Source organism: Thermosipho melanesiensis BI429 (assembly GCF_000016905.1).
Lineage (GTDB): Bacteria > Thermotogota > Thermotogae > Thermotogales > Fervidobacteriaceae > Thermosipho > Thermosipho melanesiensis.
This window is the reverse complement of sequence record NC_009616.1, coordinates 1,018,835-1,044,826: the sequence shown is the minus strand read 5'-3', so window position 1 is coordinate 1,044,826 and position 25,992 is coordinate 1,018,835. Positions and strand designations below refer to the sequence as shown.

Annotated in this window: 20 protein-coding genes; 14 read left to right on the top strand and 6 right to left on the bottom strand. The window is 31.9% G+C overall.

Translation table 11 applies throughout. The features are described 5' to 3' along the window. The first annotated feature begins 150 nt into the window (after positions 1 to 150). From TMEL_RS05295 to TMEL_RS05255, 9 genes are all read left to right on the top strand, one after another. A complete protein-coding gene (locus TMEL_RS05295; RefSeq protein ID WP_012057238.1) occupies positions 151 to 1,404 on the top strand; it encodes an ABC transporter substrate-binding protein in 1,254 nt (417 codons plus the stop codon). Positions 1,405 to 1,415: 11 nt separating this feature from the next. Beyond that, positions 1,416 to 4,058: an endo-beta-N-acetylglucosaminidase gene (locus TMEL_RS05290; RefSeq protein WP_012057237.1), complete on the top strand. Its 2,643-nt coding sequence runs from the start codon at positions 1,416 to 1,418 to the stop codon at positions 4,056 to 4,058. A 51-nt stretch (positions 4,059 to 4,109) separates the two neighbouring features. Further along, positions 4,110 to 4,988 carry a carbohydrate ABC transporter permease gene (locus TMEL_RS05285; RefSeq protein WP_012057236.1) on the top strand — a complete coding sequence of 293 codons (879 nt, stop codon included), beginning with the start codon at positions 4,110 to 4,112 and terminating at the stop codon, positions 4,986 to 4,988. An 11-nt stretch (positions 4,989 to 4,999) separates the two neighbouring features. Further along, complete coding sequence (locus TMEL_RS05280) at positions 5,000 to 5,821, top strand: carbohydrate ABC transporter permease (RefSeq protein WP_012057235.1); 822 nt, start codon at positions 5,000 to 5,002, stop codon at positions 5,819 to 5,821. A gap of 4 nt (positions 5,822 to 5,825) precedes the next feature. After that, the gene (locus TMEL_RS05275; RefSeq protein ID WP_041426009.1) at positions 5,826 to 6,773 is read left to right on the top strand and encodes a glycoside hydrolase family 130 protein; all 948 of its coding nucleotides are present in this window, start codon (positions 5,826 to 5,828) and stop codon (positions 6,771 to 6,773) included. 10 nt (positions 6,774 to 6,783) lie between these two features. Further along, positions 6,784 to 7,812 carry a GntR family transcriptional regulator gene (locus TMEL_RS05270; RefSeq protein ID WP_012057233.1) on the top strand — a complete coding sequence of 343 codons (1,029 nt, stop codon included), beginning with the start codon at positions 6,784 to 6,786 and terminating at the stop codon, positions 7,810 to 7,812. Continuing rightward, a complete protein-coding gene (locus tag TMEL_RS05265; RefSeq protein WP_012057232.1) occupies positions 7,805 to 10,771 on the top strand; it encodes an alpha-mannosidase in 2,967 nt (988 codons plus the stop codon). The genes TMEL_RS05270 and TMEL_RS05265 overlap by 8 nt, the downstream gene beginning before the upstream one ends. Positions 10,772 to 11,034: 263 nt before the next feature. Continuing rightward, positions 11,035 to 12,147 carry a KamA family radical SAM protein gene (locus TMEL_RS05260; protein WP_012057231.1) on the top strand — a complete coding sequence of 371 codons (1,113 nt, stop codon included), beginning with the start codon at positions 11,035 to 11,037 and terminating at the stop codon, positions 12,145 to 12,147. A gap of 66 nt (positions 12,148 to 12,213) precedes the next feature. Further along, the gene (locus TMEL_RS05255; protein WP_012057230.1) at positions 12,214 to 13,755 is read left to right on the top strand and encodes an FGGY-family carbohydrate kinase; all 1,542 of its coding nucleotides are present in this window, start codon (positions 12,214 to 12,216) and stop codon (positions 13,753 to 13,755) included. A gap of 24 nt (positions 13,756 to 13,779) precedes the next feature. On the opposite strand, the gene TMEL_RS05250 is transcribed toward TMEL_RS05255, so the two are convergent. Then, positions 13,780 to 15,339, bottom strand: coding sequence for a DNA-binding protein (locus TMEL_RS05250; RefSeq protein ID WP_012057229.1), 1,560 nt, complete (start codon positions 15,337 to 15,339; stop codon positions 13,780 to 13,782). A 70-nt stretch (positions 15,340 to 15,409) separates the two neighbouring features. On the opposite strand from TMEL_RS05250, the gene TMEL_RS05245 reads away from it, so the two are divergent. Genes TMEL_RS05245 through amrA form a run of 5 tightly spaced genes read left to right on the top strand, consistent with a single transcriptional unit; the run spans position 15,410 to position 19,084 of the window. After that, entirely contained in the window at positions 15,410 to 16,603 is a 1,194-nt protein-coding gene (locus tag TMEL_RS05245) for an L-cysteine desulfidase family protein (RefSeq protein WP_012057228.1), read from the top strand. Between the two features lie 12 nt (positions 16,604 to 16,615). Then, entirely contained in the window at positions 16,616 to 17,479 is an 864-nt protein-coding gene (locus TMEL_RS05240; RefSeq protein WP_012057227.1) for a PP-loop family protein, read from the top strand. 5 nt (positions 17,480 to 17,484) lie between these two features. Further along, positions 17,485 to 18,060 carry a DUF4897 domain-containing protein gene (locus tag TMEL_RS05235; RefSeq protein ID WP_012057226.1) on the top strand — a complete coding sequence of 192 codons (576 nt, stop codon included), beginning with the start codon at positions 17,485 to 17,487 and terminating at the stop codon, positions 18,058 to 18,060. Further along, positions 18,057 to 18,569: a DUF6115 domain-containing protein gene (locus tag TMEL_RS05230; RefSeq protein ID WP_012057225.1), complete on the top strand. Its 513-nt coding sequence runs from the start codon at positions 18,057 to 18,059 to the stop codon at positions 18,567 to 18,569. The genes TMEL_RS05235 and TMEL_RS05230 overlap by 4 nt, the downstream gene beginning before the upstream one ends. After that, positions 18,566 to 19,084, top strand: coding sequence for an AmmeMemoRadiSam system protein A (amrA, locus tag TMEL_RS05225; protein ID WP_012057224.1), 519 nt, complete (start codon positions 18,566 to 18,568; stop codon positions 19,082 to 19,084). The genes TMEL_RS05230 and amrA overlap by 4 nt, the downstream gene beginning before the upstream one ends. Here the strand turns inward: amrA and TMEL_RS10520 are convergent. The 5 genes from TMEL_RS10520 to TMEL_RS05200 all read right to left on the bottom strand — a co-directional run bounded on the left by TMEL_RS10520 (position 19,078) and on the right by TMEL_RS05200 (position 25,681). After that, positions 19,078 to 20,760: an HD-GYP domain-containing protein gene (locus tag TMEL_RS10520; RefSeq protein ID WP_012057223.1), complete on the bottom strand. Its 1,683-nt coding sequence runs from the start codon at positions 20,758 to 20,760 to the stop codon at positions 19,078 to 19,080. The two genes, amrA and TMEL_RS10520, sit on opposite strands and share 7 nt — an antisense overlap. Beyond that, the gene (gene mutS / locus TMEL_RS05215) at positions 20,757 to 23,216 is read right to left on the bottom strand and encodes a DNA mismatch repair protein MutS (protein ID WP_012057222.1); all 2,460 of its coding nucleotides are present in this window, start codon (positions 23,214 to 23,216) and stop codon (positions 20,757 to 20,759) included. The genes TMEL_RS10520 and mutS overlap by 4 nt, the downstream gene beginning before the upstream one ends. Then, positions 23,209 to 23,847 carry a tRNA (adenosine(37)-N6)-threonylcarbamoyltransferase complex dimerization subunit type 1 TsaB gene (gene tsaB, locus TMEL_RS05210; protein WP_041426007.1) on the bottom strand — a complete coding sequence of 213 codons (639 nt, stop codon included), beginning with the start codon at positions 23,845 to 23,847 and terminating at the stop codon, positions 23,209 to 23,211. Before tsaB ends, mutS begins: the two co-directional genes overlap by 8 nt. A 71-nt stretch (positions 23,848 to 23,918) precedes the next feature. Next, positions 23,919 to 24,398 carry a DUF5317 family protein gene (locus TMEL_RS05205; protein WP_012057220.1) on the bottom strand — a complete coding sequence of 160 codons (480 nt, stop codon included), beginning with the start codon at positions 24,396 to 24,398 and terminating at the stop codon, positions 23,919 to 23,921. Between the two features lie 2 nt (positions 24,399 to 24,400). After that, positions 24,401 to 25,681 (bottom strand): HD-GYP domain-containing protein, encoded by a 1,281-nt coding sequence (locus tag TMEL_RS05200; RefSeq protein ID WP_231109718.1) that lies wholly within the window; start codon positions 25,679 to 25,681, stop codon positions 24,401 to 24,403. Positions 25,682 to 25,992 lie beyond the last annotated feature (311 nt).

The window sequence follows — 25,992 nt, the reverse complement described above, 5'->3', positions numbered from 1 at the left end:
AACCAAAATTATATAAAAAAATAAAGTTTTCTTGATTATACCTGTATATACAGGTATAATCAATGACAATCACTTCTCTTATACTTTGACTTTAAACAAGAAGAAATTATACAATCAGGTTAACTTATCAAAAACAAGGGGGTGTCTTAGGTGAAAAAGTTAGTTAGTATTTTTTTAACACTTATCATTGGATTGGTTTTTTCACAAGTTGAAGTTGTTTTTTGGCATGGACTATCTCGAGATCCAGACAAAAGTAGTATTGAAAAGATCATTAAAGAGTTTGAAAATGAAAATCCAGACATAAAAGTAAAAGTGGTAATTGTTCCAGCAGCAGAAACTGATTCAACAAAACTATTAACAGCTGTAGCAGCTGGCACAGGACCAGATCTTGTCTACTTAGACAGATTTACAGTTTCTCAAAGAGCTGCAAACAACGTACTCGAACCTATGGAAGATTACCTTAAAAAAATAGGTATTGATATATCTGAAATGAAAAATCAATTCTACAGTTTTGCGATTGAAGAATGTATTTTCAACGGAAAAATGTGGGCTTTGCCATTTGATACAGATGTGAGAATCCTACTCTATAATGCAAAACTTCTAAAAAAAGCAGGATACAACGAACCACCAAAAACTGTCTACGAAATGATCAACGTTGCGGATAAATTAACAGTCGAAGGTAAAAGAGGAAGGTATGAAACCGTTGGATTTATCCCCTGGTATGCCCAAGGATGGCCTTATACATGGATTTTCGCATTCGAGGGAAAAATCTTTGATAAAGAAAGCGGAAAATTTATATTTGCAACTGATCCAGGTGTAATTGAAGCATACAAATGGCAAGAAGAATGGGCAAATAGATTTGGTTATGAAGCTCTAAATGCATTTGGCTCGTTGCAAATTGGAGATTTAAATCCATTTACAGCAGGAAAATTGGCAATGATTGTAGATGGAAATTGGACTATTTCAGGATTGAAAATGTTCGCACCAAAAGACTTTGAATACAAAATAAGTGGCATACCAACAAAAAGTGGAAAACCCGTCACCTGGGCAGGAGGATGGAGCCTTGCTATACCAAGAGGTGCAAAACACAAAGAAGCGGCTGCAAAACTTGCATACTATATTGCAACAAAAGGACAAGTAATATACTGCGTTGATACATTACATCTTCCTACATATAAACCAGCTGTAAAAAGCTTTTTAGAAAAAGACCCATCCCAAAAGGTATTTGTAGAGCTTCTTGACAATGCAAAAACAAGACCACCTCTTCCAGTAGGAGCATTACTTTGGGATAAACTTGTTGAAGCAAGGGATTATGTATTAACAGGTAAAAAATCAGTAGAACAAGCACTTTTAGATGCTCAAAAAGAAGTACAAGAAGCATACGACAAAATTTTGGGTAAATAGGGGGCGAATTTATGAAAAAACTGGTATTTATTCTTTTAATAATTTTCTCTATATTTGTCTACGCAATCCCGGAAAGCTCATATTGGTATCCGAACGATTTATTGGATTGGAAATCTGATCCGAATATCGTTTATAACATATCCCACATACCACTTGCAAAAAGAATATACGCCGAACCAATTACAAACTTTGCAGAAAAAGATGTAAAAATAATGGTTTTATCCATTATGAATCCTTCTACGAGTGGTATGCCATCACAAGGAAGTAATAACTCCTTTAAAACATATCCCTTTTCCTTCTGGCAATACGTTGATTATCTTGTTGCATGGGCTGGATCAGCTGGCGAAGGAATTATCGTCCCTCCAAGTGCAGATGTTATCGACCTTGCACATAAAAACGGAGTTTACGTTCTTGGAACTATATTCTTCCCTCCAAACATATATGGTGGAAGAAGAAATTGGGTTGATCAACTCTTAAAAGAGGAAAACGGAAAATTTATAATTGCAGATAAACTTATAGAAGTAGCCGAAACATATGGTTTTGATGGTTGGTTTATTAACCAAGAAACTAAAGGTTGCAATGAAACCCATGTAAAAAAGATGATAAATTTTTTAAACTACCTTAAAGAAAAAGCTCCTTGGATGAAGGTAGTCTGGTATGATGCCATGTCAAAAATTGGTGCAATAGAATGGCAAGGAGAATTAAACGAAAACAATGTTGTGTATATAGTGAACAACGACAAAAAGTTAGTAGATGCCATCTTTTTGGATTTTAGGTGGCAATCCTTAAAAAGACCTGAAACAATTGAAAATACGTTAAATACCATGAAGAAATACAACCTAAAAAAAGATGATATTTTCGTAGGTTTTGATCTCCAGGCAAATGGATTCTACACATACTCAAACTGGCCAAAAATAATCGACGAAAATGGAAAATTAAAAGTTTCTTTAGGATTTTACTGTCCAAGCTGGGCATATTATTCAACAAAGAACATTTCAAAATTCTGGCAAAATGAAGAGACACTTTGGATTGCAGACCATCCAGTGCTAACTTATAACGGAAAAGAAGAATTTTTCAAAATAAAATGGAATGAAAACTACAAACAATACAGATGGCAAGCTCCTTCAAAATTTGTTGTAGAAAAATCCCCAATAACTTCCCTCCCATTTATTACCCATTTTAATGCAGGGCATGGATATGCATTTTACGTTGACGGAAAAAAACTTTCCAATATCCCTTGGAACAACAGAAGTCTAATGGACATCTTTCCAACCTATAGATGGAAAGTAACTGGCCCTATTCCAAAAATTTTTGTTGATTATTCAACTGCATATTACGGCGGAAGCTCACTTAAAATCCAAGGTAATTTGGAAAAAGGCGAAAGAACCTTAATAACTTTGTATGCAGCAGAACTTTATATTGAAAATCCAACCATCCTTGAAACGGTTATAAAGGGAACAGGAAATATAAAAACCAGAGTCATACTCACTTTTGAAAACAACAAAAACAAAAGTTATGAGTTAAAATTATTTGATGATTGGGTAAAGACCATTTACAACTTAGAAACAGAAAAAAACATTAAATACATCTCTTTTGAGATAGAAGGTTCAACCAAGACGTCATACAACATAAATATAGGTAAAATAGGAATAATACCTGTAAAAAATGAAAAGGTAAGAAAAGTTACGAACGTAAAAATTGATGAATTAACATTCAAAGAAGGTTTATACGCACAAATGAAACTCCACTGGAACAAATCAAATGCAGAATATTACGAAATCTACAGGATAAAAAATGGAAAAAGAGAATTTGTCTGGGCAACATATAATAACTACACGTACATATCTGAAATAACAAGGTACGGAAAAGAAACCTCTACCACTCTTGAAATAGTTGGAGTTTCCAAAGATATGCAAAGATCCATTCCAACTAAAATATCTTTCAATTGGCCACCTTACCCCAAACCCAAGGCAAACTTTGAGGTAAGTAATACAATTATTCTTCCAAATAGCAGTGTAACATTTTTTGATAAATCTTCAAAAGTAACTGAAAAATGGCTATGGATACTTCCAGGTGCTACTCCAAATGTTTCATACGAGAAAAATCCCGTTGTAACTTATAAAAAAGAGGGAATATATCCAGCAATATTGGTTGCCATGAACTCCGAAGGAGAAGATGTGAAAATATACAATCCTCTGATAGTGGTAACAACAAAGGCAAAAAATATTAAAAACCTTGCTTTAAACAAAAAAACTTATGCAAGCTCAAACGTTCCTACTGAAAAACCTTCTATGGCAGTCGATGGAACAGTTGAAAATAACAGCAAATGGTGTGCTGTAGGAGAACTTCCACATTGGTTGGTAATAGACTTTGGTAAAGAAGTAATAATTAGCAGCGTAATAATAAAACACGCCGAGGCTGGCCACGAATCGCCTGATTGGAACACAAAAGACTTTAGATTACAAGCAAGTGATGATGGAAAAAGCTGGAAAGATATATCCGTTGTTAAGGGTAATACAAAAGGTATTACCAAACATTCATTTGCCCCTGTAAAAACTAGATATTTTAGACTTTTCGTTGAAACACCAACACAAACTGGAGATAAAGCAGCAAGGATTTACGAAGTTGAAGTTTACGGACTTGAATCATTTTAATTCTTTACCATGTGGCTTTACGCCACATGGGTCTTTCAGGAGGTAATTTATATGAAAAAAGAAAGAAAAAACATATTAAAAGGACTTATATTTATTTCTCCTTGGCTATTTGGATTTATTATTTTTACCCTTATACCTTTTATAGCTTCATTTTACTATTCTTTTACAGAATTTAGTATTACCACCGATGTAAAATGGATCGGCACGGAAAATTACGTAAAAATCTTTAACGACCCTTTGTTTTGGAAAAGCTTGAAAAACACTTTAATTTTTGCAATAGGATTAGTTCCTCTGGGATTAATCGTGGCATTGGGAATAGCATTTTTATTAAACAAACCATTAAAAGAAGTGGCATTTTATAGAGCTGCAATATATATGCCTTCTATTGTACCAGCCTTTGCTTTTTCGGCAGTTGTCACCTGGTTTTTCCATCCTTATCTTGGATTGGTTAACAGCCTATTAGATTTAATAGGTGTTGAGGGGCCATTATGGTTAAGTAGTGAAAAATGGGTAAAACCTACAATTATTATTGCCGCACAATGGGGCGTAGGTAGTGCTATGTTGATTTTTTCCGCTGCTTTAAAAGACATACCCAAAGAGCTGTATGAATCTGCAAAAATAGATGGAGCAAAAAGCTTTACAATGTTTAGAAAAATCACACTACCACTTATTACCCCTACTATATTGTATTATCTTATTACATCAACAATAGGTGCGTTACAAATTTTTGATCTTCCTATGCTATTAACAAATGGTGGGCCAGCAAATGCAAGTTTATCTCTATCCATATATATTTACAAACACGCATTTACTTACACAAATATGGGGTATGCTTCTGCTCTTTCTTGGATTTTATTTGGTCTCACATTCATTTTAACCTTATTGTATTTTGCAACCTCTAAAAAATGGGTCTACTATTTTGGAAACTAGGTGGTGTAAAAATGAGAAAAAATACGTATATCATAAGGAGAATTATTCTATTAATCATCACTTTCATATACCTATTACCCTTTTTTTGGATGATAGGCACTTCACTAAAACCTGATAGTGAACTTTTAACTTTTCCACCAAAAATATTTCCACAGAATCCAGATTGGAGCAATTACAAAAAAGCTTTGGAAAAATTTCCTTTTTTTCTTTACTTAAAAAATAGTATAATTATTACCATAGGAAACCTTGTTGGGGTTGTTTTTTCCGCTCCATTTGTTGCATACGGATTTTCAAAAATAAAATGGCGGGGAAGAAACTTTTTCTTTGCTGTTATGATGGCAAGTATAATGCTTCCTGGTGCAGTAACGATGATACCTGTCTTTCTTATATACAAACATCTTGGATGGCTAGATACATTTCTTCCGCTAATAGTACCTGCCTTTTTAGGGGGTGGTGCTATGAATGTGTTTTTAATAAGGCAATTTTTCAACACTATTCCAAACGAAATAATTGAAGCCGCAAAAATCGATGGTGCAAGTGACTTTAAAATATTTTTTAAAATAATGCTCCCCCTATCAAAACCCGTCTTGGCATTAGTTTCACTCTTTACATTTACAGGCACCTGGAACAACTATATGGGACCTTTAATCTATATCACTAGCGAAACAAAATATCCTCTTGCTTTAGGTATGCCTATGTTTATGAGTAGATACGGTACGTACTGGAATCAAGCTATGGCAGCTGCAACGCTTACTCTTATTCCAACAATTATCTTTTTCTTTATCGCACAAAAGTATTTAATAGAAGGTATTAAACTTACTGGAATAAAATAAAGGAGTGATAAAATTGATTCCTTGGGAAGAAAGACCAAATAGTTCAACTGAAATCTTGTGGAGATATTCCAAAAACCCGGTTATAAAAAGAAATGCTGCAAAAAATTCAAATAGTATTTTTAACAGCGCGATAGTAAAGCACAAAGATGGTTTTGCGGGAGTTTTTAGGGTAGATGACAAACAAAGAAATATGAACATAAGAACAGGATTTAGCAAAGATGGATTAGATTGGACAATAAATAATCATCCCATAGAGTTCATAAAAGAGTCAGAAGAAATCAAAAGCGACTATAAATACGATCCTAGAGTGGTATATATTGAAGATAGATATTGGATAACCTGGTGTAATGGTTACCACGGTCCAACTATTGGAGTGGGATATACCTTTGACTTTGAAAAATTTTACCAAATAGAAAATGCATTCCTACCTTACAATAGAAACGGCGTATTATTTCCTAGAAAAATAAATGGAAAGTATGCAATGCTTAGTAGACCTTCTGACACTGGACACACACCATTTGGAGATATATTTTACAGCGAAAGTCCAGATATGATACACTGGGGAAAACACAGATATGTTATGGGAGCAGGATACACTCCATGGCAATCTTTGAAAATAGGACCAGGTCCAGCTCCTATTGAAACAAAAGAAGGTTGGCTCTTGTTTTATCATGGTGTACTACTTTCATGTAACGGTTATGTATATAGCTTTGGTGCTGCTCTCCTTGATCTTGAAAAACCATGGAAGGTTATTAAACGCTCAAAATCTTATCTTCTATCTCCACAGGAAATTTACGAACAAGTTGGAGATGTACCAAATGTGGTCTTTCCCGTATCGGCAATTACCGAAAATAACAACGTAGTTATATATTATGGTGCCGCTGATACGGTAACTGCAATTGCTTTTGGATATATTAGTGAAATATTAGATTGGTTAAAATACGAAAACTAGGAGGTACAACATGATCCCTCTCTATCTAAGAATTGCAAATTTTATCGAAACCAAAATATTAAAAGGCGACTATTTACCAGGCGATAAAATTCCTTCGGAAAATGTACTTGCCGAAGAATTTAACACAACCAGAAGCACTGTAAGAAAAGCCTTATCAGAACTTGAGAAAAAGGGAATAATAACCCGTGTTTTTGGAATTGGGACCTTTGTAACGGAAATCAACGTCATATCTAAAAAGAAAATAGGTATCATTGTTCAGAACACAAAAATTGTATACGGAATAATAAAGTTTTGTTCAAAAATAGGAAGTAAATGTTTTGTAGTAGAAAGCATACCAAATCTTGAAGCAGAAAAAAACGCTATAAAAGAATTACTTTCAATGGGCGTAGACGGTATAATAATGGAGCCAACAATAATTACTATGGGAAACGAAATATTAAAATCTTTATTAAATTCAAACTTTCCAATTGTTTTTGTAGATAGAAATATTGATATAGGAATGTCAGTACCAACAGTTTTAAACGACAATTACCACGGTGGAAAAATATTAGGTGAACATATGAGAAAATATCATAAAACAAAAAAACCGCTATACGTTACAAGCGAAGATTTGACAATTTCAAGCGTTCAAGAAAGATATCAAGGTATCTCTTCAGGATTAAAAATAAAACCTGAAATTTTAAAAATTCCCACAATAGACGGAGACTATTCCAAACTTGTAAAACTCTCAAAGAATTTCGATACAATCTTCTTCTGTAACGATATGATGGCAGTTAGAGGAATTACCACATTACTTAAGGCAAACGTAAAAATACCCGAAGATGTAAAGATTGTGGGATATGATAACGACTACGTATCCAAAGTAATTGAACCTCCACTTACAACTATTAACCAAGATTTATCATTAATAGGAGAAACAGCAGCTTCATTAATAGTTAGACTTATAAAAAAGGAAAACATAGAAATGATCAATAGAATAAAAAGCAATATTGTGGTTAGAAATTCATGTGGATGTGGAAAGGGTGAAAAACATGTATAGAAGCAAAGACAAGGAATTAAATCATTTAAAGAGAATGTTATCGGAAATCTTTCCATATTGCATAATAAAAAGGACACCACTTGAAGGTTGGAAAGTAAATAAAAAACTGATATCACCTCCATTTAAATGGAATAAAAATTTAATTATCTTTGAAAACGAGTTTTTACTTTCTGAAAAAAATGTGTATTTCAGAGGATGGTTTGGAGGAGAATCATTGGTGTATATAGATGGTGAAACAGTTGGAGAGATAAATCCATATCACCGTGAAATAGACCTTTCTCATTTTTCTGATGGAAAAAAACACAACATAAAAGTTGAAACAGTTCCAAGAGGATTATTTGGAACAAAAGAAGAACCTATCTTTAATGAATCTTTCTTTATAAAATACGACATAGAATTTAAACGGGCATTAAATTTTGTATACAACGTAATTCAGGTAGCAGAAGAGACAAAAAATAATACACTCTCAAAAAAACTCATGGATTTAACTGATGAATTTCTCTCCAGTATACACATTCCAAGAAATACAGAAGAATATTTGGAAAACGCTTTGGACAACCCAGCAATAATAAATGAAGTAAAAAGTGTATGGAATCCCCCAAAATTAAAACAAAAAAACTCAAGGGACAACAAAGAAATTAAAGAGAAATTTCTAACTGCATTTAGCAAATACAAAGCAAAAATAAAAGAAATAGATATTCCAAAATACGGGAAAGTTTTTTTAGTAGGACATGCACATATCGATTATGCCTGGCTTTGGCCTATTGATGAAACAAAAAGAAAAATAAACAGAACGTTTTCAAACGCAATTTCCCTTTCTCAAAAATACAAAGAATTCATCTTTACACAATCCTCTGCAAAAATGTACAAAGACATCAAAGAAACAAATCCCATATTGTTTTCAAAAATAAAACAAAAGGTGAAAGGTGGGCAATGGGAAACAATTGGTGGAATGTGGGTAGAATCAGATTGTAATATTCCTTCGGCTGAATCATTAATTAGGCAATTTTACTATGGGCAAAAGTTTTTTGAAAAAGAATTTGGAAAAAAATCAAATGTTTGTTGGCTTCCAGATGTCTTCGGTTTTTCATGGATTCTCCCTCAAATATTAAAAGAAGCAAATATAGACTACTTTGTAACCACAAAACTTTACTGGAACGAATCAAATGAATTTCCATACGACCTATGCAAATGGCGTGGTTTAGATGGAAGTGAAGTAATATACTATAGCTTCAAAAATTTAGAAGAAGGATACAACGGAAAAATATCGGCAAAATCTGTACTAAACACATTTGAAAATTTTAGACAAAAAGACCTTACATCTAATATTCTACTTTCATTTGGATATGGTGATGGTGGAGGGGGTCCTACCGAAGAAATGTGTGAAAACTATTATGCGCTAAAAGAAATTCCCGGGATACCCGATATACAATATTCCCAAGTTGGAAATTTTGTAAAAAAACTTCCAACCAAAAACCTCCCAACATGGGATGGTGAACTATACCTTGAATTACACAGAGGAACTCTTACTTCACAATCTAGGATAAAAATATTACATAAGAAATGTGAAGACAAATTAAGAGAAGTAGAAATACTAAATGTTTTACTAGATAAAGATTACCAAAAAGAAATAGACAACCTCTGGGATACTGTATTGTACAACGAATTCCATGACATTCTTCCAGGCTCTTCAATAAATGAGGTATACGAAAGAGCAGAAAAAGAATTATCATTTGTATTAAAAAAAGCAAAAGAGATCGAAGATAAAATAACGGGAGAAAAAACAGATAGATATATTACCATATTTAATCCTTCTTCATTTAAACAAAAGATAAAATTCACATTAGACAAGGCATTTACACTAGAATTAAATGGAAAATCTCTAAAAGTTCAAAAAACATTTGATGGTAAATTCATATATTATTTAGATGAAACAATAGATCCACTTGAATTTTTGAAATTAAAAATAAAAAATTCAAAGCCTATTTTTGAAGAAGGCAAATTTAAAAACAATCCTATAGATTTTTCAATAAATGAAGATGGCACAATAAACTTATATTATGAAGATAAATACGAAAAAAATTTGAACACCTTAATGCTTTACAAAGACATTCCATACTATTGGGAAAACTGGGATATTGACATAAACTACAAAAAATCTGGTATAAAGCTTGAAGCAGAAAACATACAAACACTCGAAGAAGGGCCATTAAGAAAAGTAATACAAATAACATACAACATTGAAAATTCAACTATTAGACAATATTACATTATTTGGAAAGATTCAAAAGTTGTGGAAATAAAAAATGAAATAGATTGGCATATGAGAAGGAGTCTATTAAAAGCCTTATTTCCAACAGATATACTTAGTAGGATAGCAACATATGATTTAGACATAGGATACATACAACGACCCACTCATAAAAATACAAATTATGAAAAGGCCCGATTTGAAGTTTTAGGACATAGATGGGTAAATCTTTCGCAATACGATTTTGGAATATCCATACTCAATAATGGAAAATATGGACACCATGTTGACAGAAACACAATTGAATTGTCTTTATTAAAATCAGGAATATACCCTGACTTTTTTGCAGACGAAGGAAAACACGAATTTTCATACGCTATCCTTCCAAGTAACGACGTAAAAGAAACCATTCAAGCCGCAGATATATTTAACAAAAACATTATAGCATTTTACAAGGATTTAGAATGTAAAAGAAAGATAGAAATCTCTCCAGATAATTTCAAAATCCTAGCCTTAAAACAAACAAACAACAATATAGTCTTACGAATAGCAGAAGTTGTAGGAACAAGTGGCAAACTTAAATTAAACATTCCATTTTCCAGAAAAATCTCACTGACTAATATTTTAGAAGAAGAAAAAATCGAATTAAAAAGTAATGAAATAACCTACTTCCCTTTCAAAATATATACCCTCCTAATAGAAAAATAGACAGCTTAAGCTGTCTATTTTTTTATTTATTCATATTAATTATGATACAGTTTTCTTCCAATACTGAAACTAAAAAAATATTTAGGTAATAAATTTTAATCAAATAATATAATTTGTTTTATGCAAATCAAAAAAATATTAATTAAAAAGAAACTTAGTAGTTTCTATAATTATAATCTATCGTAACCTTGAATTGATAAAATAAGAGATGCCTAATTTTCCCCGCTTTCCCACCAAAAAAATTCTCACAAAGGAGGGATATCATGCCTGTCAACTACATTATAAACATTGAAAAAGTAGACCAGTTAACGGAAAAAGAAAAACAAGAATTGAAAAAAGTCACGGAAAAGTATAAATTCCGTGCAAATGACTATTACCTAAGTCTAATAAACTGGGAAGATCCAAATGACCCCATTAGGAAACTGATTATTCCTCAATTAGAAGAATTAGAAGAATGGGGTAAATTAGATGCATCAAACGAAAAAAGTTATACAATAAGCAAAGGACTTCAACACAAATACAGAGATACAGCACTCTTACTGGTAAACGATGTATGCGGTGGTTTTTGTAGATTTTGCTTTAGAAAAAGGTTATTCATAAACATAGGTGAAGAAGTTGCAAGAGATGTAACTGAAGACTTAGAATACATAAAAAAACATAAAGAAATTACAAATGTATTACTCACCGGCGGAGATCCTTTGTTATTATCAACAAAAAAATTGGAAAAAATAATATCCCAAATTAGAGAAATTGAACACGTACAAATTATAAGAATAGGTAGTAAAATGGTTGCCTTCAATCCATACAGAATCATAGAAGACCCGGAATTAATAGAATTAATTAAAAAATACTCAACAAACGAAAAGAAAATTTACATAATGACACAATTTAATCACCCAAGAGAACTTACAGAACAAGCAATTATAGCCGTTAACATGCTTCAAAAAGCTGGTGCTATACTTGCAAACCAAACTCCATTAATCAAAGGCGTAAATGATGACTGGAAAACATTAATGGAACTGTTTAAAAAACTTTCCTTTATAGGTGTTCCACCATACTATGTCTTCCAGGGAAGACCTGTTGCTGGTAACAAACCATTTGCTGTGCCCGTAGAAGAAGGATACCAAATCTTTTTAAAAGCAATAATGAACGTTTCTGGACTTGCAAAAAGAGCAAGATTTGCAATGTCTCATGAAACAGGTAAAATAGAAGTATCAGCCTTAACAAAAGAACATATCATTTTTAGATACCAAAGGGCCCATAACCCGAAAAATGCTGGCAAAATAATGGTCTTTAAAAGAAACCCAAATGCTTATTGGTTTGACGATTACAATGAACTTGTTGAAGAATACGTTATAGAAAATCCTTTAACTTAAAAATAATTTTCAAAAGCGCCTCAAAAGAGGCGCTTTTTTGATGTATAATACTAAAGAGGTGATTAGATGAATTATGCAATTAGTATAGATTGCGGTACACAAAGTCTTAGAACTCTGTTATTTGATGAAAACGGGCAATTACACGACATGGAAAAAATAACATACACACCATATTTTTCAAAAATGCCAGGTTGGGCAGAACAACATGTTGATGTATATTGGAATGCGCTTTGCAAATCTGTAAAAAATTTAAAAGAAAGAAACAAAGAAAAATTCCGTAAAGTATTAGGTGTAAGCATTACAACTCAAAGAGATACAGTGGTATTTTTAGACAAAGATGGCAATCCACTTAGGCCTGCTATTATTTGGCTTGATCAGCGAAAGGCACCGCCAAAAAATCCTTTAAATTTCTTTGAAAACATAGCTTTTTCCATAATAAGAATGAAAGAAACAGCACTAAGAATATATAGAAAAAGCAGACCAAATTGGGTAAGAGAAATGGAGCCAGAAATTTGGGGGAAAATTTCAAAAATCTTGCTTCTTTCTAGTTATTTCTTATATAAACTAACGGGAAAATTTATAGATTCAAAAGCTTCGCAAATCGGACATATTCCATTTGACTACAAAAGACAAAGTTGGCCAAAAAGTGATAAACATTGGAGATGGAGACTTTTTGGCTTTAGACGGGATTTTTTACCTGAACTAGTAGAACCGTGCACTGCTGTGGGAAAAATAACAAAAAAAGTTGCCAACGAAACTGGTTTACCAGAAGGGATTGATATAATAACATCTGGTTCTGATAAGGGGTGTGAAACACTAGGAACGGGATGTATAAATACCGATTGTGCAAGTTTAAGCTTCGGTACAACAGCTACAATACAGGTTACTTCCCAAAAATACTTTGAACCAATTTCATTTATACCTCCATATCCAGCAGTTGTGCCGAATAGTTACAATCCTGAAATAGAAATATTTAGAGGGTATTGGCTTGTCAAATGGTTCATAAAGGAATTTGGCGAAAAGGAAATAAAACTTGCGGAAAAGCTAAATGTCGCTCCTGAAATAGTATTAAACGGTTTTTTAGATAACATACCGCCTGGTTCACACGGTCTTGTACTCCACCCCATGTGGACACCGGGACTTGATATGCCAAACGCAAAAGGTGCAATTATTGGATTTGGAGATGTTCATACAAAAGGACACGTATACAGAGCAATAATAGAAGGAATTAATTATGCACTACGTGATGGTATGGAAAGGATTGAAAAAAAGGGAAAGATAAAAATAAAAAAGTTAACAGTTTCAGGTGGCGGTGCCCAAAGCAATCGCATATGTCAAATCACGGCAAATATGTTTAACCTTCCTGTATACAAACCTTTAACCCATGAAACATCTGGTCTTGGTGCTGCAATCTGTGTTTTTGCAGCATATTCTGATATTAAAACTGTGGTAAAAAATATGGTACACTATTCAAAAGTTTTTTATCCGCAAAAAGAAGAAGTCGAAATATACGAAAAATTGTATAAAAAGGTATACAAAAAAATATACTCCTCTTTAAAAAACATATACGAAGATATCAAAAAGATAACAAATTATCCTGAAGATTAAGGGTAACCAAAAGTGGTTACCCTCTCAATTTCTCATTAGATAATTGATTATATTCACCGCAAGTTTCGCATCATCTCCATACTCCCATCCATTATGCAATACATCATTAATATCACCTGTTCCATCGTCAAAAGGCGAACTATCACCTATAGCAACAACCTTTCCCCTTTCATAGTTAACCACAACCAAATATGGTTTTTTATATCTATCCGCAGCCAAAACTATAACATTATCTGATAAAACCTTTATAGTAGTCCCTGCCCATACTCCGATATTTTTCACATCTTTCGTTATCTTATGCGGATAAATATAACTTAAAGGCTCTTCTTCTATATTATCACCGTTAAATCTAAAACCAAACTCTTCTACAAATTCGTTAAAAATCTTTGGTGAATCCCAACCATTGTGATTTCTGTCTGACCCACCATGATCTGCTATCAAAAACAGCCCTCCACCATTTTCTACAAATCTTAAAATGGCATCTATTTCTTCCTTACTAAAAGGTTTATTAGGTTCAGGAATTACAAATACCTTGTATAAACTCAAAAGTTCAAATGAAATTCTTTCTTTTGTTCCTTCAACATAACCATCAATTGCATCTGCAAAGTTAGAATATGCACCATTTATAACCCAATCGGCATTACCAGCTTGCTGCCCATGCCCTTCATCAAATAAAACCCTTCTTTCAAATATGTCCTTCTCTGGATCTACGGACAAAATCCTCGAACCCATTTTATTACCATTTACGTCCCTAATAAACCTAATCATTATTTTTTCTGTTTTTCCAAAATTCCTATCCAGCTCAAATATCAAAACTTTGTTATCAAAAAACATCTCATGAGCAACTATATTAATACCTGAAATCCTAACTGTTTTGTTATCTATCACACTATTTGGATCCACAGGTTCATTAAATACCACATATAGTTTCTCATCTTTCAGAAAAACAGACTTTACTTCTGGAGGAAATACATCTCCCGCTTCAATATCTTCCATTCCCCTTGGCCATAATTCAAAAAATGCTTGATATCTACCAAGAACTCCTCTTACTTTCAATTCCATGCCTATCTTAAAATAGGAAGTTAATATCCCGGTATTCTCCCTAATAAAGATCATTCCTTTACCTGATCCATCATCTATATAAACTTTTCTAGGATCACCTCTATCTATTTCTACTACCTTACCTTCAACTTCCACCAAAAGCCCCTGTAAATCTTTGTTATTTATATCCACACTCTTTATCCTTTTTGGTTTTGGAAGGTTATTTCCTTTTGAAATAACCTTAACCCCACTTTGTTCAACAATTATTTCCCTATTTAACCTATGCGTCCATAGATATCCACTAACCTCTACAAGATCACCCCTATCAATTTCTTCAAAATACCCACCTCTAAAATACACGTTAATTCCCGCTGTCTCATCTTGGACAAATATAATGTTTACATCGAATGGCCCTGGTTCAACAGTTACAATTCCACGTACTACAACATTTGTCCCATCCGATAATTTCTTTGCATCAATGATACTCATTGGTAAATAAATTACTGAAACGATAACCAAAAATAAAACAATTAGCTTTTTCACAACCTCACCTCCCTTTTTTTATCATATTATTTTACCATATGGTATAATTCTCATTGAAAGGGGGAATAACATGTTAAAAGATATTTTCTTTGAACAGGTAAAACCTGCATACGGTTGCACAGAACCTATAGCAATTGCATTATCAACTGCTGTAGGAAAAAAGTATTCCAAAGGAAATGTAAAATCAATAAACATAACATTAGACAAAAACACCTACAAAAATGGTTTAGTGGTAAATATACCCGGAACAAATACATTTGGACTTGAGCTTGCTGCAGCGCTTGGATATCTATGTGGAGATGGTAATAAAGGACTTGAAGTTTTAAAAGACATAAACGAAGATTGTTTAAAAAAAGCTATGAAAATGAAAAACATGGTAAATATCTCTCTGAACGAAGAACAACATTTATTTGTAAATACAACAATAATTGCTGAAAATACAGTACAAATAGTAATAGAAGGAAAGCACGATAACATTGCAAAAATAGTCGTGAATGATAAAGTAATAAAAAACGAAGAATTTCACCCAGGAATGACAAGTATTGAAAAGATTAAAAATTACTCACTAGACAAGATAATCAAATACGTTGAACACCCTGATGAGGACGTCTTAAAGTACGTTGAAAAGGCTATTGACATGAATCTCAAAATTGCAGAGTATGGTATAAATACCAAGGGAAATTTTTCAAATGCAGCTATAAATGAATACGTAAAGTATGTAAGTGCTGGCGTTGATGCAAGAATGAGTGGTGTTTTAATGCCAGTAATGACAGTTGCAGGCAGTGGAAATCAAGGACTTGCATGCATATTACCCATAGCCATATTCAAAGGAAAGGTGGAAAGAGAAAAATTACTAAAAGCAACACTACTAAGCATCTTAGTAACAATTTATATAAAAGCATATACAGGACTTTTAACACCTATATGCGGGGCGGGAAGTATCTCCTCAGCAGGTGCTGCTGCAGGATTAACTTATCTTAAAGGTGGAAATAACACTCAAATAAAAAATGCCATTAACGATACTTTGGGAACCCTCTTTGGTCTGACTTGTGATGGTGCAAAAAGAGGTTGTGCACTAAAAGCTATAACGGGGACATTTACTGCACTTCAAGTAAGTAGCCTCGCATTAAACAATATTGATGTCCCCTGCGGTAATGGTATAGTTGCCAAAGATGTTGAAGAAACCATAAGAAGGGTAGAAAAACTTACAAATTCAGTTAAAAATTTTGATAAAGATGTTTTAGATTATATTGGAAAATGCTAAGGAGGGAATATTTTGAAGTGTCAACATTGTAGAAAAAAAGCAATAATTAAATCTCCCAGACTTTGCGAGGATCATTTTCCAGAATATTTCGAAAGAAAAATTGGAAAATTTTTGGATAAATTCAAAATAAAAAACAAAAAAATACTTGTCTCAATTTCTGGTGGCAAAGATTCGGTAGTTGTAAGCTATGTTTTATCAAAACTAAAGGAAAAATACAACCTGCAAATCGAGTATTTTTTTATAGATCTTGGAATACCAATTTTTTCAGAAAAATCAAAAGAAATTTCCTTAGAAGTAACAAAAAAATTGAATAATGAATTAATAATATACAACTTAGAAAAAGAAGATGGTTTTACAATAATGGATATTAAATACAAACCGTGCTCATATTGTGGAATGATAAGAAGATATATACTAAACAAATATGCATACGAGAATAACTTTGACTATGTAGTTTTAGGACACAACTTAGATGATGAGGTATTCTTTTTATTTAACAATATGTTTAACAAAAATATTTCTCAACTCCAAAGAACAGGTCCTTTAACTCTTACGATAAAAGAAAAAAAATTAATAGGTAGAATAAAACCACTTTATTTCCTAACAGAAGAAGAAATTTTACTCTATGCAAAACTAAACTCTCTACCTTACATAGGCTGTGCATGTCCAAATTCACTAAAAAGTACCCAAAGAAAATTTAAAACAAACATTGAATTTTCAAGAGACCAAAAACTAAATATTGTATACACAATACTAGAAGTAAAAAAATATCTTCCAGAAGAAAAGGTTGAATTAAAATTCTGCCAAAATTGTGGTTATCCAACTACATCAGATACATGTAAATTCTGCAAAACTAAAGAAAGGTTAAGGAGGTAATTTAATTGCAAAACAAAACTCTATTCTATATTTTACTTTTAATGATTGTTGCATTTTTGGTTTTTGATTTTTTTACAATATTCAATAGAAAATCAAAGTTTGATATATCATACTATCAAACAATTGTAGAAACAGATTATTCAACCACAGCTACAATTACAACAATTGCGGGACTTTCTTTTAAAGAGAAAAAGGACATGGAAGATTACAAAATAAGCTACACTCGAAATTCATCTGCAACTTTCATAGAATATTTCAAAAGAATTTCTCAAGAAATTGGAAAAAACTTAGTTGTAGAAAATTATACAAACTCTGCAACGGAAAGAGCAGGTCTTCTTGAAATAAAGGAAATAGCGGTTATAAACAACTTGGTGGAACATAACAATGATGAATATGTACTAAGTATGGGAAAAATCCAAATAAATCCAAACTCAAATTCATCTTTCATCGTCTACATACCAAAAGAAGCTGTTTTATTGTCGGCAGATCCTACACCTACAAATATTGTAGGAAACAAAATATACTGGTCTGGCAATATACTCAAATACTTTCCAACTATAACCTATGGAGGTAAAAAATGAACCTAATTGAATGGTTAATATTATTTTCAACAATCTCAAGTGTTTCATTTGCATGGGGCATATATCTTTTAAACGTGTTTTCGTCAAAAAATCAACCCGAAAAGTTAAAAGAAGATGAAGAGCGTCTCATTCAATTAATGGGGCGTGTAAAAACTTTTGTTGATTCAAAGTTAGATGTGCTTGACAAAAAAATGGAAGAAGTAAACAACCTAATTACTGAAATAAATGACCTTTACTCAAAAGTACTGTTAGATTTATCCACAATAGAAAACAAAAAAGAAAAAGTGAACAAAGAAATCGAAACACCACACACAGAAAAAGAAATCACCAAACAACCAAATACTGAACCAGTAAAAGCACAAAAAGAAAAAACTTTGGAAGAAAAAATAATAGACCTTTACAATGTGGGAACTGATGAGGCAGAAATTGCCAAAAGATTTGGAATAGGAATAGGAGAAGTAAGGTTAATAATTGATCTTTTTGTAAGGTCAAAAGGGGGGAAATTATGATAGGAAAACACCCATACGTCCAATGGGCAATTAATGTTATAGAAAATTATGTTTTGCATTCAATAGTAATTGAACCTCATAATAACCTTCCAAAAGAGTTATTTGAAAAACGTGCAGGATGTTTTGTAACCCTTCACACAAAAGCTGGGAAATTAAGAGGATGCATAGGAACATTTCAACCTACCCAAGAAAATCTTGCGCTAGAAATACGAAATAACGCCATAGCAGCCGCAATGCAAGATCCAAGATTCCCACCCGTTTCAAAAGAAGAATTGGAAAACATTGTTGTTTCAGTTGATATTTTAAGTGATATAGAAAAAGTAGATTCAATTAACGAGCTGGATCCCAAAAAATTTGGAATAATAGTACAAAAAGGTTTTAGAAGAGGATTACTGCTTCCTGATATAGAAGGGGTTGAAACAGTAGAAGAACAAATTAAAATAGCAAAATTAAAAGCTGGAATCTTTGACAATAACTTTGAAATATTCAAATTTACCGTCCAAAGATATCATTGATATATTCTATTCCAAAGCCTTTTTATTATTTTTTCATACTTTCTAAAAATCTCCAAAATCTCAGGTGAAAAATGCTCAGGTTTTGTTCTTCCATCACCTTCTAATATTATTCTCATAGCTTCTTCGTGAGAAAACGCTTTTTTATACGGTCTTTCTGAACGTAATGCATCATAGACATCAACAAGATGTACAATTGCAGCTTCTATTGGAATATCTTCGCCCTTTAAACCATACGGATAACCACTTCCATCCCAATTTTCATGATGACAAAGTGCTATATTCTTAGCAATCTTAAAATGGGGTTTATCACCTATCAACTCTGCTCCATAAATAGTGTGTTTTTTCATCTCTTCCCATTCCTCTTCTGTTAATTTTCCTTCCTTTAACAAAATACTTCTATCGACAAAAATCTTTCCAATGTCATGTAGTGGTGCGTAAAATCTAAGTTTGTAAACAAACTCCTTGGAAAGCCCCATTTTTCCACCAATAAAAGCAGATAACAATCCCACTCTATCTATGTGATTTCCCGTATTTTCATCGTAACCTTCTGCTATTTTTGCAAGCCTTGTACTAAAATAAAGGTATGAATCCTCCAGTTCATTATTGAGTTTTTCTAATTCTACGTAACTACTTTCTAATTCCTGGTTCATAGCATTTAACTCTTGGAAAGCTGCTGATATTTCTTCTACCATATATTTATACTCATACACAAGAGCATTTATTTCTTTAATCTCACAATTTTCAAAATCTTCTATTTTAAAAACCTTGTTTTTCCTATACTCTCTCATGTTTGAAATTAACTTTTCAAAATGATTGGAAATCTTTTTTGAAACTTTTTGAGAAAATTTAATGGAAATTACAACACCAAAAAGAATTGAAAAAATAACAATTAAAATTATGTAAAAGATCACCTCGTGGACATAAGAAAAATCAAAGGTTATACTTAAAAGCAAAGGCCCAAAAATTTCCTTTTCACCTTCTATTTTCCAAGGATAATGTATAGTATATATCCCATCTTCAATTTGAACATAGGGCTTTTCATCTTCAAAAATTTCCAATAATTTTTCCTTTTTTAAACTAAATCTTTGAAATTTTTCTGATATTGGGTCACCAGAATAATTACAAAAATTAACGGATTTTAAAAAATCAAAATTTTTCTTAACATTTAATATACTTAAAAGCGCGTTATTAAAAATTTCAATAGGTAAATACATTTCCAAAAGATAAACTTTCCCTTCCACTCTAATATATAACTTATTTTCAAACCTTCCTTTTGCTATGTTTTTAAATACAAAATAATCTACGGGCTCTTTCAATTTGGTTTTTATTTTTTCATCTAGCTTGTTATACTCCAATATATACATATACACATTTTTAAAATAAAAAGGGGCCCTTGAAAAAAGGAAAGATAACATTTTTTCGGCCTTTTTCGGATTTTGTTTTATTTCAACTATTGTATTTTCAAGTTCTTTATTAAAATACCAACTAAAATCTTTCAGTGTTTGTTCAAATATATCCATAGTGTTTTTCACAAAAGTTACTGACATGGATTCAATCTGCTCATTTAATCTATTACTTAACATAAAATAAATCGAAAAAATTATAAAAAATGAAATAACTAATAACAATAAAATTATCTTAATATAATTTTTCCAAATAAATGTACTCAATCTCATTCTATGTCACCCACCTCGAAAAGTGAAAGTTGTCCTTCTGGTATTTTTTTCTTACTCTTTATCTTCTTAAGTTGTCCTTCCTTTAAAACCCTTACTTTTTTCTCAAGTTCACTCTTTTGAGAAATTATATCTAAAATCTCTTTTGCACGTTCTACAACTCCATCAGGAACACCAGCTATTTGAGCAACCTCTATACCATAACTTCTATCTGCGATTCCTTCAACAACCTTATGCAAAAACACCACACCATTGTTTGTCTCCCTTACCTCTATTGTTAAATTTTTAATTCCTTCATAAACATCTGAAAGTTCTGTAAGCTCCGTAAAGTGAGTTGCAAACATAGTTTCACATCCTATTTCATTGTATATATATTCACTCATAGCCCAAGCAATACTTATTCCATCAAATGTACTTGTTCCTCTACCAACCTCATCCAATAACACCAAACTTTTTTTCGTAGCTTTTTCAAGTATCAAAGCTACTTCACTCATTTCTATTAAAAAAGTACTCTTACCAGTTGAAATATCATCACGGGCTCCCATTCGTGTGAATACCCTATCAAAAATGGGAATTTCTGCATCATCCGCCGGTACAAAAGAACCAATTTGTGCCATAACGGCTATTAAACCTACCTGTCTAATGTACGTACTCTTCCCACTCATATTAGGACCTGTAACTATATACATTCTCCTTCTATCATCCATGTATATATCATTTGCCACAAAATCTGAAACATACCGCTCAACAACAGCATGCCTAGCATTTTTCACATAAAACTCTCCACCTGTAAATTTGGGTTTTGTATATCCATACAATCTAGCAACCATAGCAAGGTTCGAAATAGCATCTAGCTCAGATAACTTCTGTGCTAAATTTCTTAAACCATCTATATACTCAGAAAGTTTCTGTTTCAATTCTTCAAATAAACTTTTTTCTATCAATTCTACCTTTTCACGAGCAGACATTATTTTTTCCTCAAATTCCTTCAATTCTTGCGTTATATACCTTTCTGAATTCACAAGCGTTTGCTTTCTAATGTAATAATCTGGAACATTTTTCACCTGACCTTTTGGTACTTCAATATAATACCCAAAGACTTGATTAAAACCTACCCTTAATTTTTGAATACCAGTCTTTTCCCGTTCACTTTCTTGAAACTCCTTGAGTTTTTCCTCAGAATGAAATAACAAATTACGATAATCATCTAATTCAACAGAATACCCACCTTTTATTACATTACCGTCTCCTGGAGCATTTGATGGCTCATCATACAAGGCTTTTTCCAAAATACCTACAACTTCATTAAATTCATTCAAACTCTGTGCAAAACTCACTAGATTTTCATTAGTTCTCAAAGCATCTTTTATACTTGGAACCAAATACAGGCTTCTCTTCAGGGAAACAAGATCTTTAGGTGAAACTTTTCCATAACCTAATCTAGTTAAAATCCTCTCTAAGTCATAAACACCACTTAAGTATTCCCTTACTTCATTTAAAAGAAGATGATCGTTATAAAACGCTTCTACCAACTTTTGCCTTTCCAATATCTCTTTTTTTTCTTTTAAAGGTTGCAAAATCCACTTTTTTAAAAGCCTTGCTCCCATAGACGTCTTTGTTTTATTAAGTATATCAAATAAATTCTTACCTTTTTCTCCAGGAATAAGAGATAAATTTTCAACGGTTTTTGAATCTAAAATCATATACTTTGAACCTTCTAATCTTTTAGGTTTTTGTGGTGGTTTATTTTCCATCAAAGTGTATTCAAGGTACTTAAACAAAGCACCTAATACCTTTTTTTCAAGTTCAGTTATTTCGAGATGTTCAATGGAAAAAAGCCCGTATGTTTCTTTTATCTTTTCTTCATAGCCTTGAAAATACCATTCATCCAGTTCTTCAACAAAAAGGTGAGGTATTTCTTCTTTTAATTTATCAAACAACTCTTTACTACAAATTACTTGCGATATACTTGAAATTTTCACAAAATCAACAAACTCTAAAAAGGTATCAAAAGATTTCAAAAACAATTCACCAGTTGAAACATCTATAAAGGCAGAAACATATTTTTCATCAAATATTACCGCCATTAAATAATTATTATCATTTGAAAGAAGTTCATCTTCAATAATAGTACCAGGAGTTATTACCCTTGTCACTTCTCTTTTCACTATTCCCTTTGCCTGAGATGCATCTTCCATTTGTTCACATATCGCAACCTTATACCCACTTTCAACAAGTTTTTTTAAATAATTATCTAATGCATGGTACGGTATCCCCGCCATGGGGGCATTTTGCCTTTTTGTTAAAACAATATTCAACACTTTTGAGATTATTTCCGCATCCTCAAAAAATGCTTCGTAAAAATCACCAAGTCTAAATAAAAGTATTGCATCTTTATATTTTTCCTTTATCCCCATATATTGCTTCATCATTGGAGTTAATTTTTCCAAATTACCCATCCTTTCTTTGCCTCTTTTCAAAATTAATCTCCGCAATAGATTTCTGTATATAAAGGGGTTCTACTTTATCAACAAAATTTTTCTTTTTTATTTCTTCTTCAACAAACATTCCCAACATCTTTGGAACGGGATAATCAAAAACATCTGGTAATTTTTCCCCAAAAAATTCTGCAGCATCTCCTATTAAAAAATAATCACCTTCTAATTTTTGTTTAAACTTTTCAATTTCTTCAACAAATGGAGGTACCTTGGTTTCCAAGTTTTCCGTATAGACTGCACCATACACATATCCACTCCTTGCCTTTCTTACAACTACAATATCTTTTCCACAATACAACAAATTTGCAGCAATTAACTTGGTGGATGGTACTGTAACTATTTTTTTGTCTATACCAAGACCGAGCGCAAAAGATATACCTATCCTCAATCCCGTCAAGCTTCCAGGTCCTATCCCTATGCCAACAACATCTATCTCTTCAAAATTTATCTCCTCTTTTAAAGTTTTAATTAAAGCACTAATGTTTTTTGTATGTTTTTCTTTAGACATAAAAGAATAAGTAAGCAACTTATCCAAAGTTTTATAGAAAACTGCTATTTGCGGCGTTGAAGTATCAATCGCAAAGATATTCATATATTTCCCTCCTTTTTTTAATTTTATCACAGATATATTGAAAAAAACTCCCTTTCGGGAGTATTTTTTTCTCATGTTTTTTTATTTACCTTAAGCAAAAAACAAAAGACCCCAATATATACAAAGATATCACCTATACTTATTATATAATACTCCTTCCACGGCAAAACTACGGGAATCCAATCTCCAAAAAACAAACTCCAATTAAATTTATCCACCAAAACATGCCTCATACCAACGGGAAGAGCAAATTTTTCCGCCAAACTTTTTAACACAGGCATCCTCCAGTTATATAACATCATCGCAAATGAGTTCAAAACGGTACCTATGGTTATAAGTGAAAATCCTGGAACATGCTTGTTTAAAAGTAAAAGAATAATCAAAAAAGAAAAAGAAAAAGGCATTAGAATCTCTCTATAGTATGGAATAACCTGCAAAATGAAAGGTACTGGAAACAGATAAAAGTATTTATAACTTCTTCCAATTACTTTTATTATTCTTTTTGTTATCAAAGACATGAAAAATGCAATTAAAAAAATATATAAAATCATTTTTAGTCCTCCCCAATCACTTTTAAAAAAACATTAACAATTTCGGGATCAAAGATTATATCCGAGTTATCTTTAATAAATGCTATAGCTTTTTTTCTACTCCATGCCCTTCTATACGGTCTATCACTCGTTATTGCATCAAAGACATCTGAAATTGTTAATATTCTTGAAAACAATGGGATTTCTTCCTCTTTTAATCCACCTGGATAACCATTTCCATCCCATCTTTCATGGTGATGAAGAACCCATGTTGCTACAGTATCTTTGTATTCTGTAATATTTTTCAGTATTTCATAGCCTTTTACAGAATGCTCTTTCATTATTTCATACTCTTCTGAAGTTAACTTATCCATCTTTGAAATAATTATATCTGGAATACCTATTTTTCCAACATCATGTAAAATACCTGCAATTTCTAGTAACTTTAAATCATTATCACTAAAACCCAATTCTTTTGCTATCTCCACAGAAAGTTTTGCAACATTTTCTCCATGTCCTAAGGTATAACTATCTTTTTCTTCTAAGCTTTTAGCAAGTGCCATCAAAAGCTCCAGTTTTGCATTTCTATATTTTGTTGCATAATAATTTCCAAGCTGAATACTAGATATGGTAAAAAACGAAACGGGAATAGCAGAAATTCCTATTAACCTATACAAAAAATACACTAAAAAAGCATTCAAACTCGTAGAAAGAATATTGTAAAACCTTCCATCACCAATGAGCATATTAAAATATTTCTTTGAAAAGTCTTTATACATAAAAGTCAAAAATAAAAAGCTAAATATCAAATTGAATATTGAATATACAGCAGAAATTCCAGCCACATAAAGAGAAGATAAAACAATATTTTTAAAAGAAAAAATCTCAAAAAATTTTGAAACAACAAAAACCAATATACCTATCATAGAAACATTAAAAATAAAAAAATAGTACTCTTTTGAAAACAAAACCCTAACTCTTAAAATTAAAAAAACAATTAACGGCAAAACCAACGCATTCGTAATTTTTAGTATTATTGTCGAAAGAATTGAAATAATTAACCCTACACTAAAAAACATATCAATTGTTTTCTTACTCTCATCAAATTTTCTTTCAAAAAATGTCTGAAATCTTACAGGAATAAATTCAAATAACAGATAAAACAGAAGCATTAAATAAAAATTTATATCCCTAAAGTCAAAACCATATTTCACATAAGAAAGAAAAAGAAGGAGCAAATAAATCGCTCCCAATGAAAATGCATATATAGTTACAAAATTCATTTTTAAAACTAAAGACTTCAACCCACTCCCCACATAATCACCCGCTTTTTTTCTTTTTTTATTTTCCTCCACCTTTACCTGGCCACAAAGTAATGTTACCCACAGTAGCAATAACAAATGGTAATGCCACAAGCGCAAAAACAACTATCTTTCTCCAAAGTTTTTTCATAACATCCCCTCCCCATCCTGTTTTTTAGAAAAGAAACTTATTATTATCACAATATTTATTTACGTTCATTATTATACACAATATATTTACATTTGTCAATTTATATATGGAATTTTCCAATAAGATATTTATTTGAGTATCTATATATATTTTAAACATTTTT

Coding starts and splice junctions, on each gene's coding strand:
- TMEL_RS05280 (WP_012057235.1), top strand. CDS start 5,000: ATGAGAAAAAATACGTATATCATAAGGAGAATTATTCTATTAATCATC.
- tsaB (WP_041426007.1), bottom strand. CDS start 23,847: ATGAATATCTTTGCGATTGATACTTCAACGCCGCAAATAGCAGTTTTC.
- TMEL_RS05245 (WP_012057228.1), top strand. CDS start 15,410: ATGTTAAAAGATATTTTCTTTGAACAGGTAAAACCTGCATACGGTTGC.
- TMEL_RS05290 (WP_012057237.1), top strand. CDS start 1,416: ATGAAAAAACTGGTATTTATTCTTTTAATAATTTTCTCTATATTTGTC.
- TMEL_RS05255 (WP_012057230.1), top strand. CDS start 12,214: ATGAATTATGCAATTAGTATAGATTGCGGTACACAAAGTCTTAGAACT.
- mutS (WP_012057222.1), bottom strand. CDS start 23,216: ATGGGTAATTTGGAAAAATTAACTCCAATGATGAAGCAATATATGGGG.
- TMEL_RS05205 (WP_012057220.1), bottom strand. CDS start 24,398: ATGATTTTATATATTTTTTTAATTGCATTTTTCATGTCTTTGATAACA.
- TMEL_RS05260 (WP_012057231.1), top strand. CDS start 11,035: ATGCCTGTCAACTACATTATAAACATTGAAAAAGTAGACCAGTTAACG.
- amrA (WP_012057224.1), top strand. CDS start 18,566: ATGATAGGAAAACACCCATACGTCCAATGGGCAATTAATGTTATAGAA.
- TMEL_RS05265 (WP_012057232.1), top strand. CDS start 7,805: ATGTATAGAAGCAAAGACAAGGAATTAAATCATTTAAAGAGAATGTTA.
- TMEL_RS05230 (WP_012057225.1), top strand. CDS start 18,057: ATGAACCTAATTGAATGGTTAATATTATTTTCAACAATCTCAAGTGTT.
- TMEL_RS05270 (WP_012057233.1), top strand. CDS start 6,784: ATGATCCCTCTCTATCTAAGAATTGCAAATTTTATCGAAACCAAAATA.
- TMEL_RS10520 (WP_012057223.1), bottom strand. CDS start 20,760: ATGAGATTGAGTACATTTATTTGGAAAAATTATATTAAGATAATTTTA.
- TMEL_RS05285 (WP_012057236.1), top strand. CDS start 4,110: ATGAAAAAAGAAAGAAAAAACATATTAAAAGGACTTATATTTATTTCT.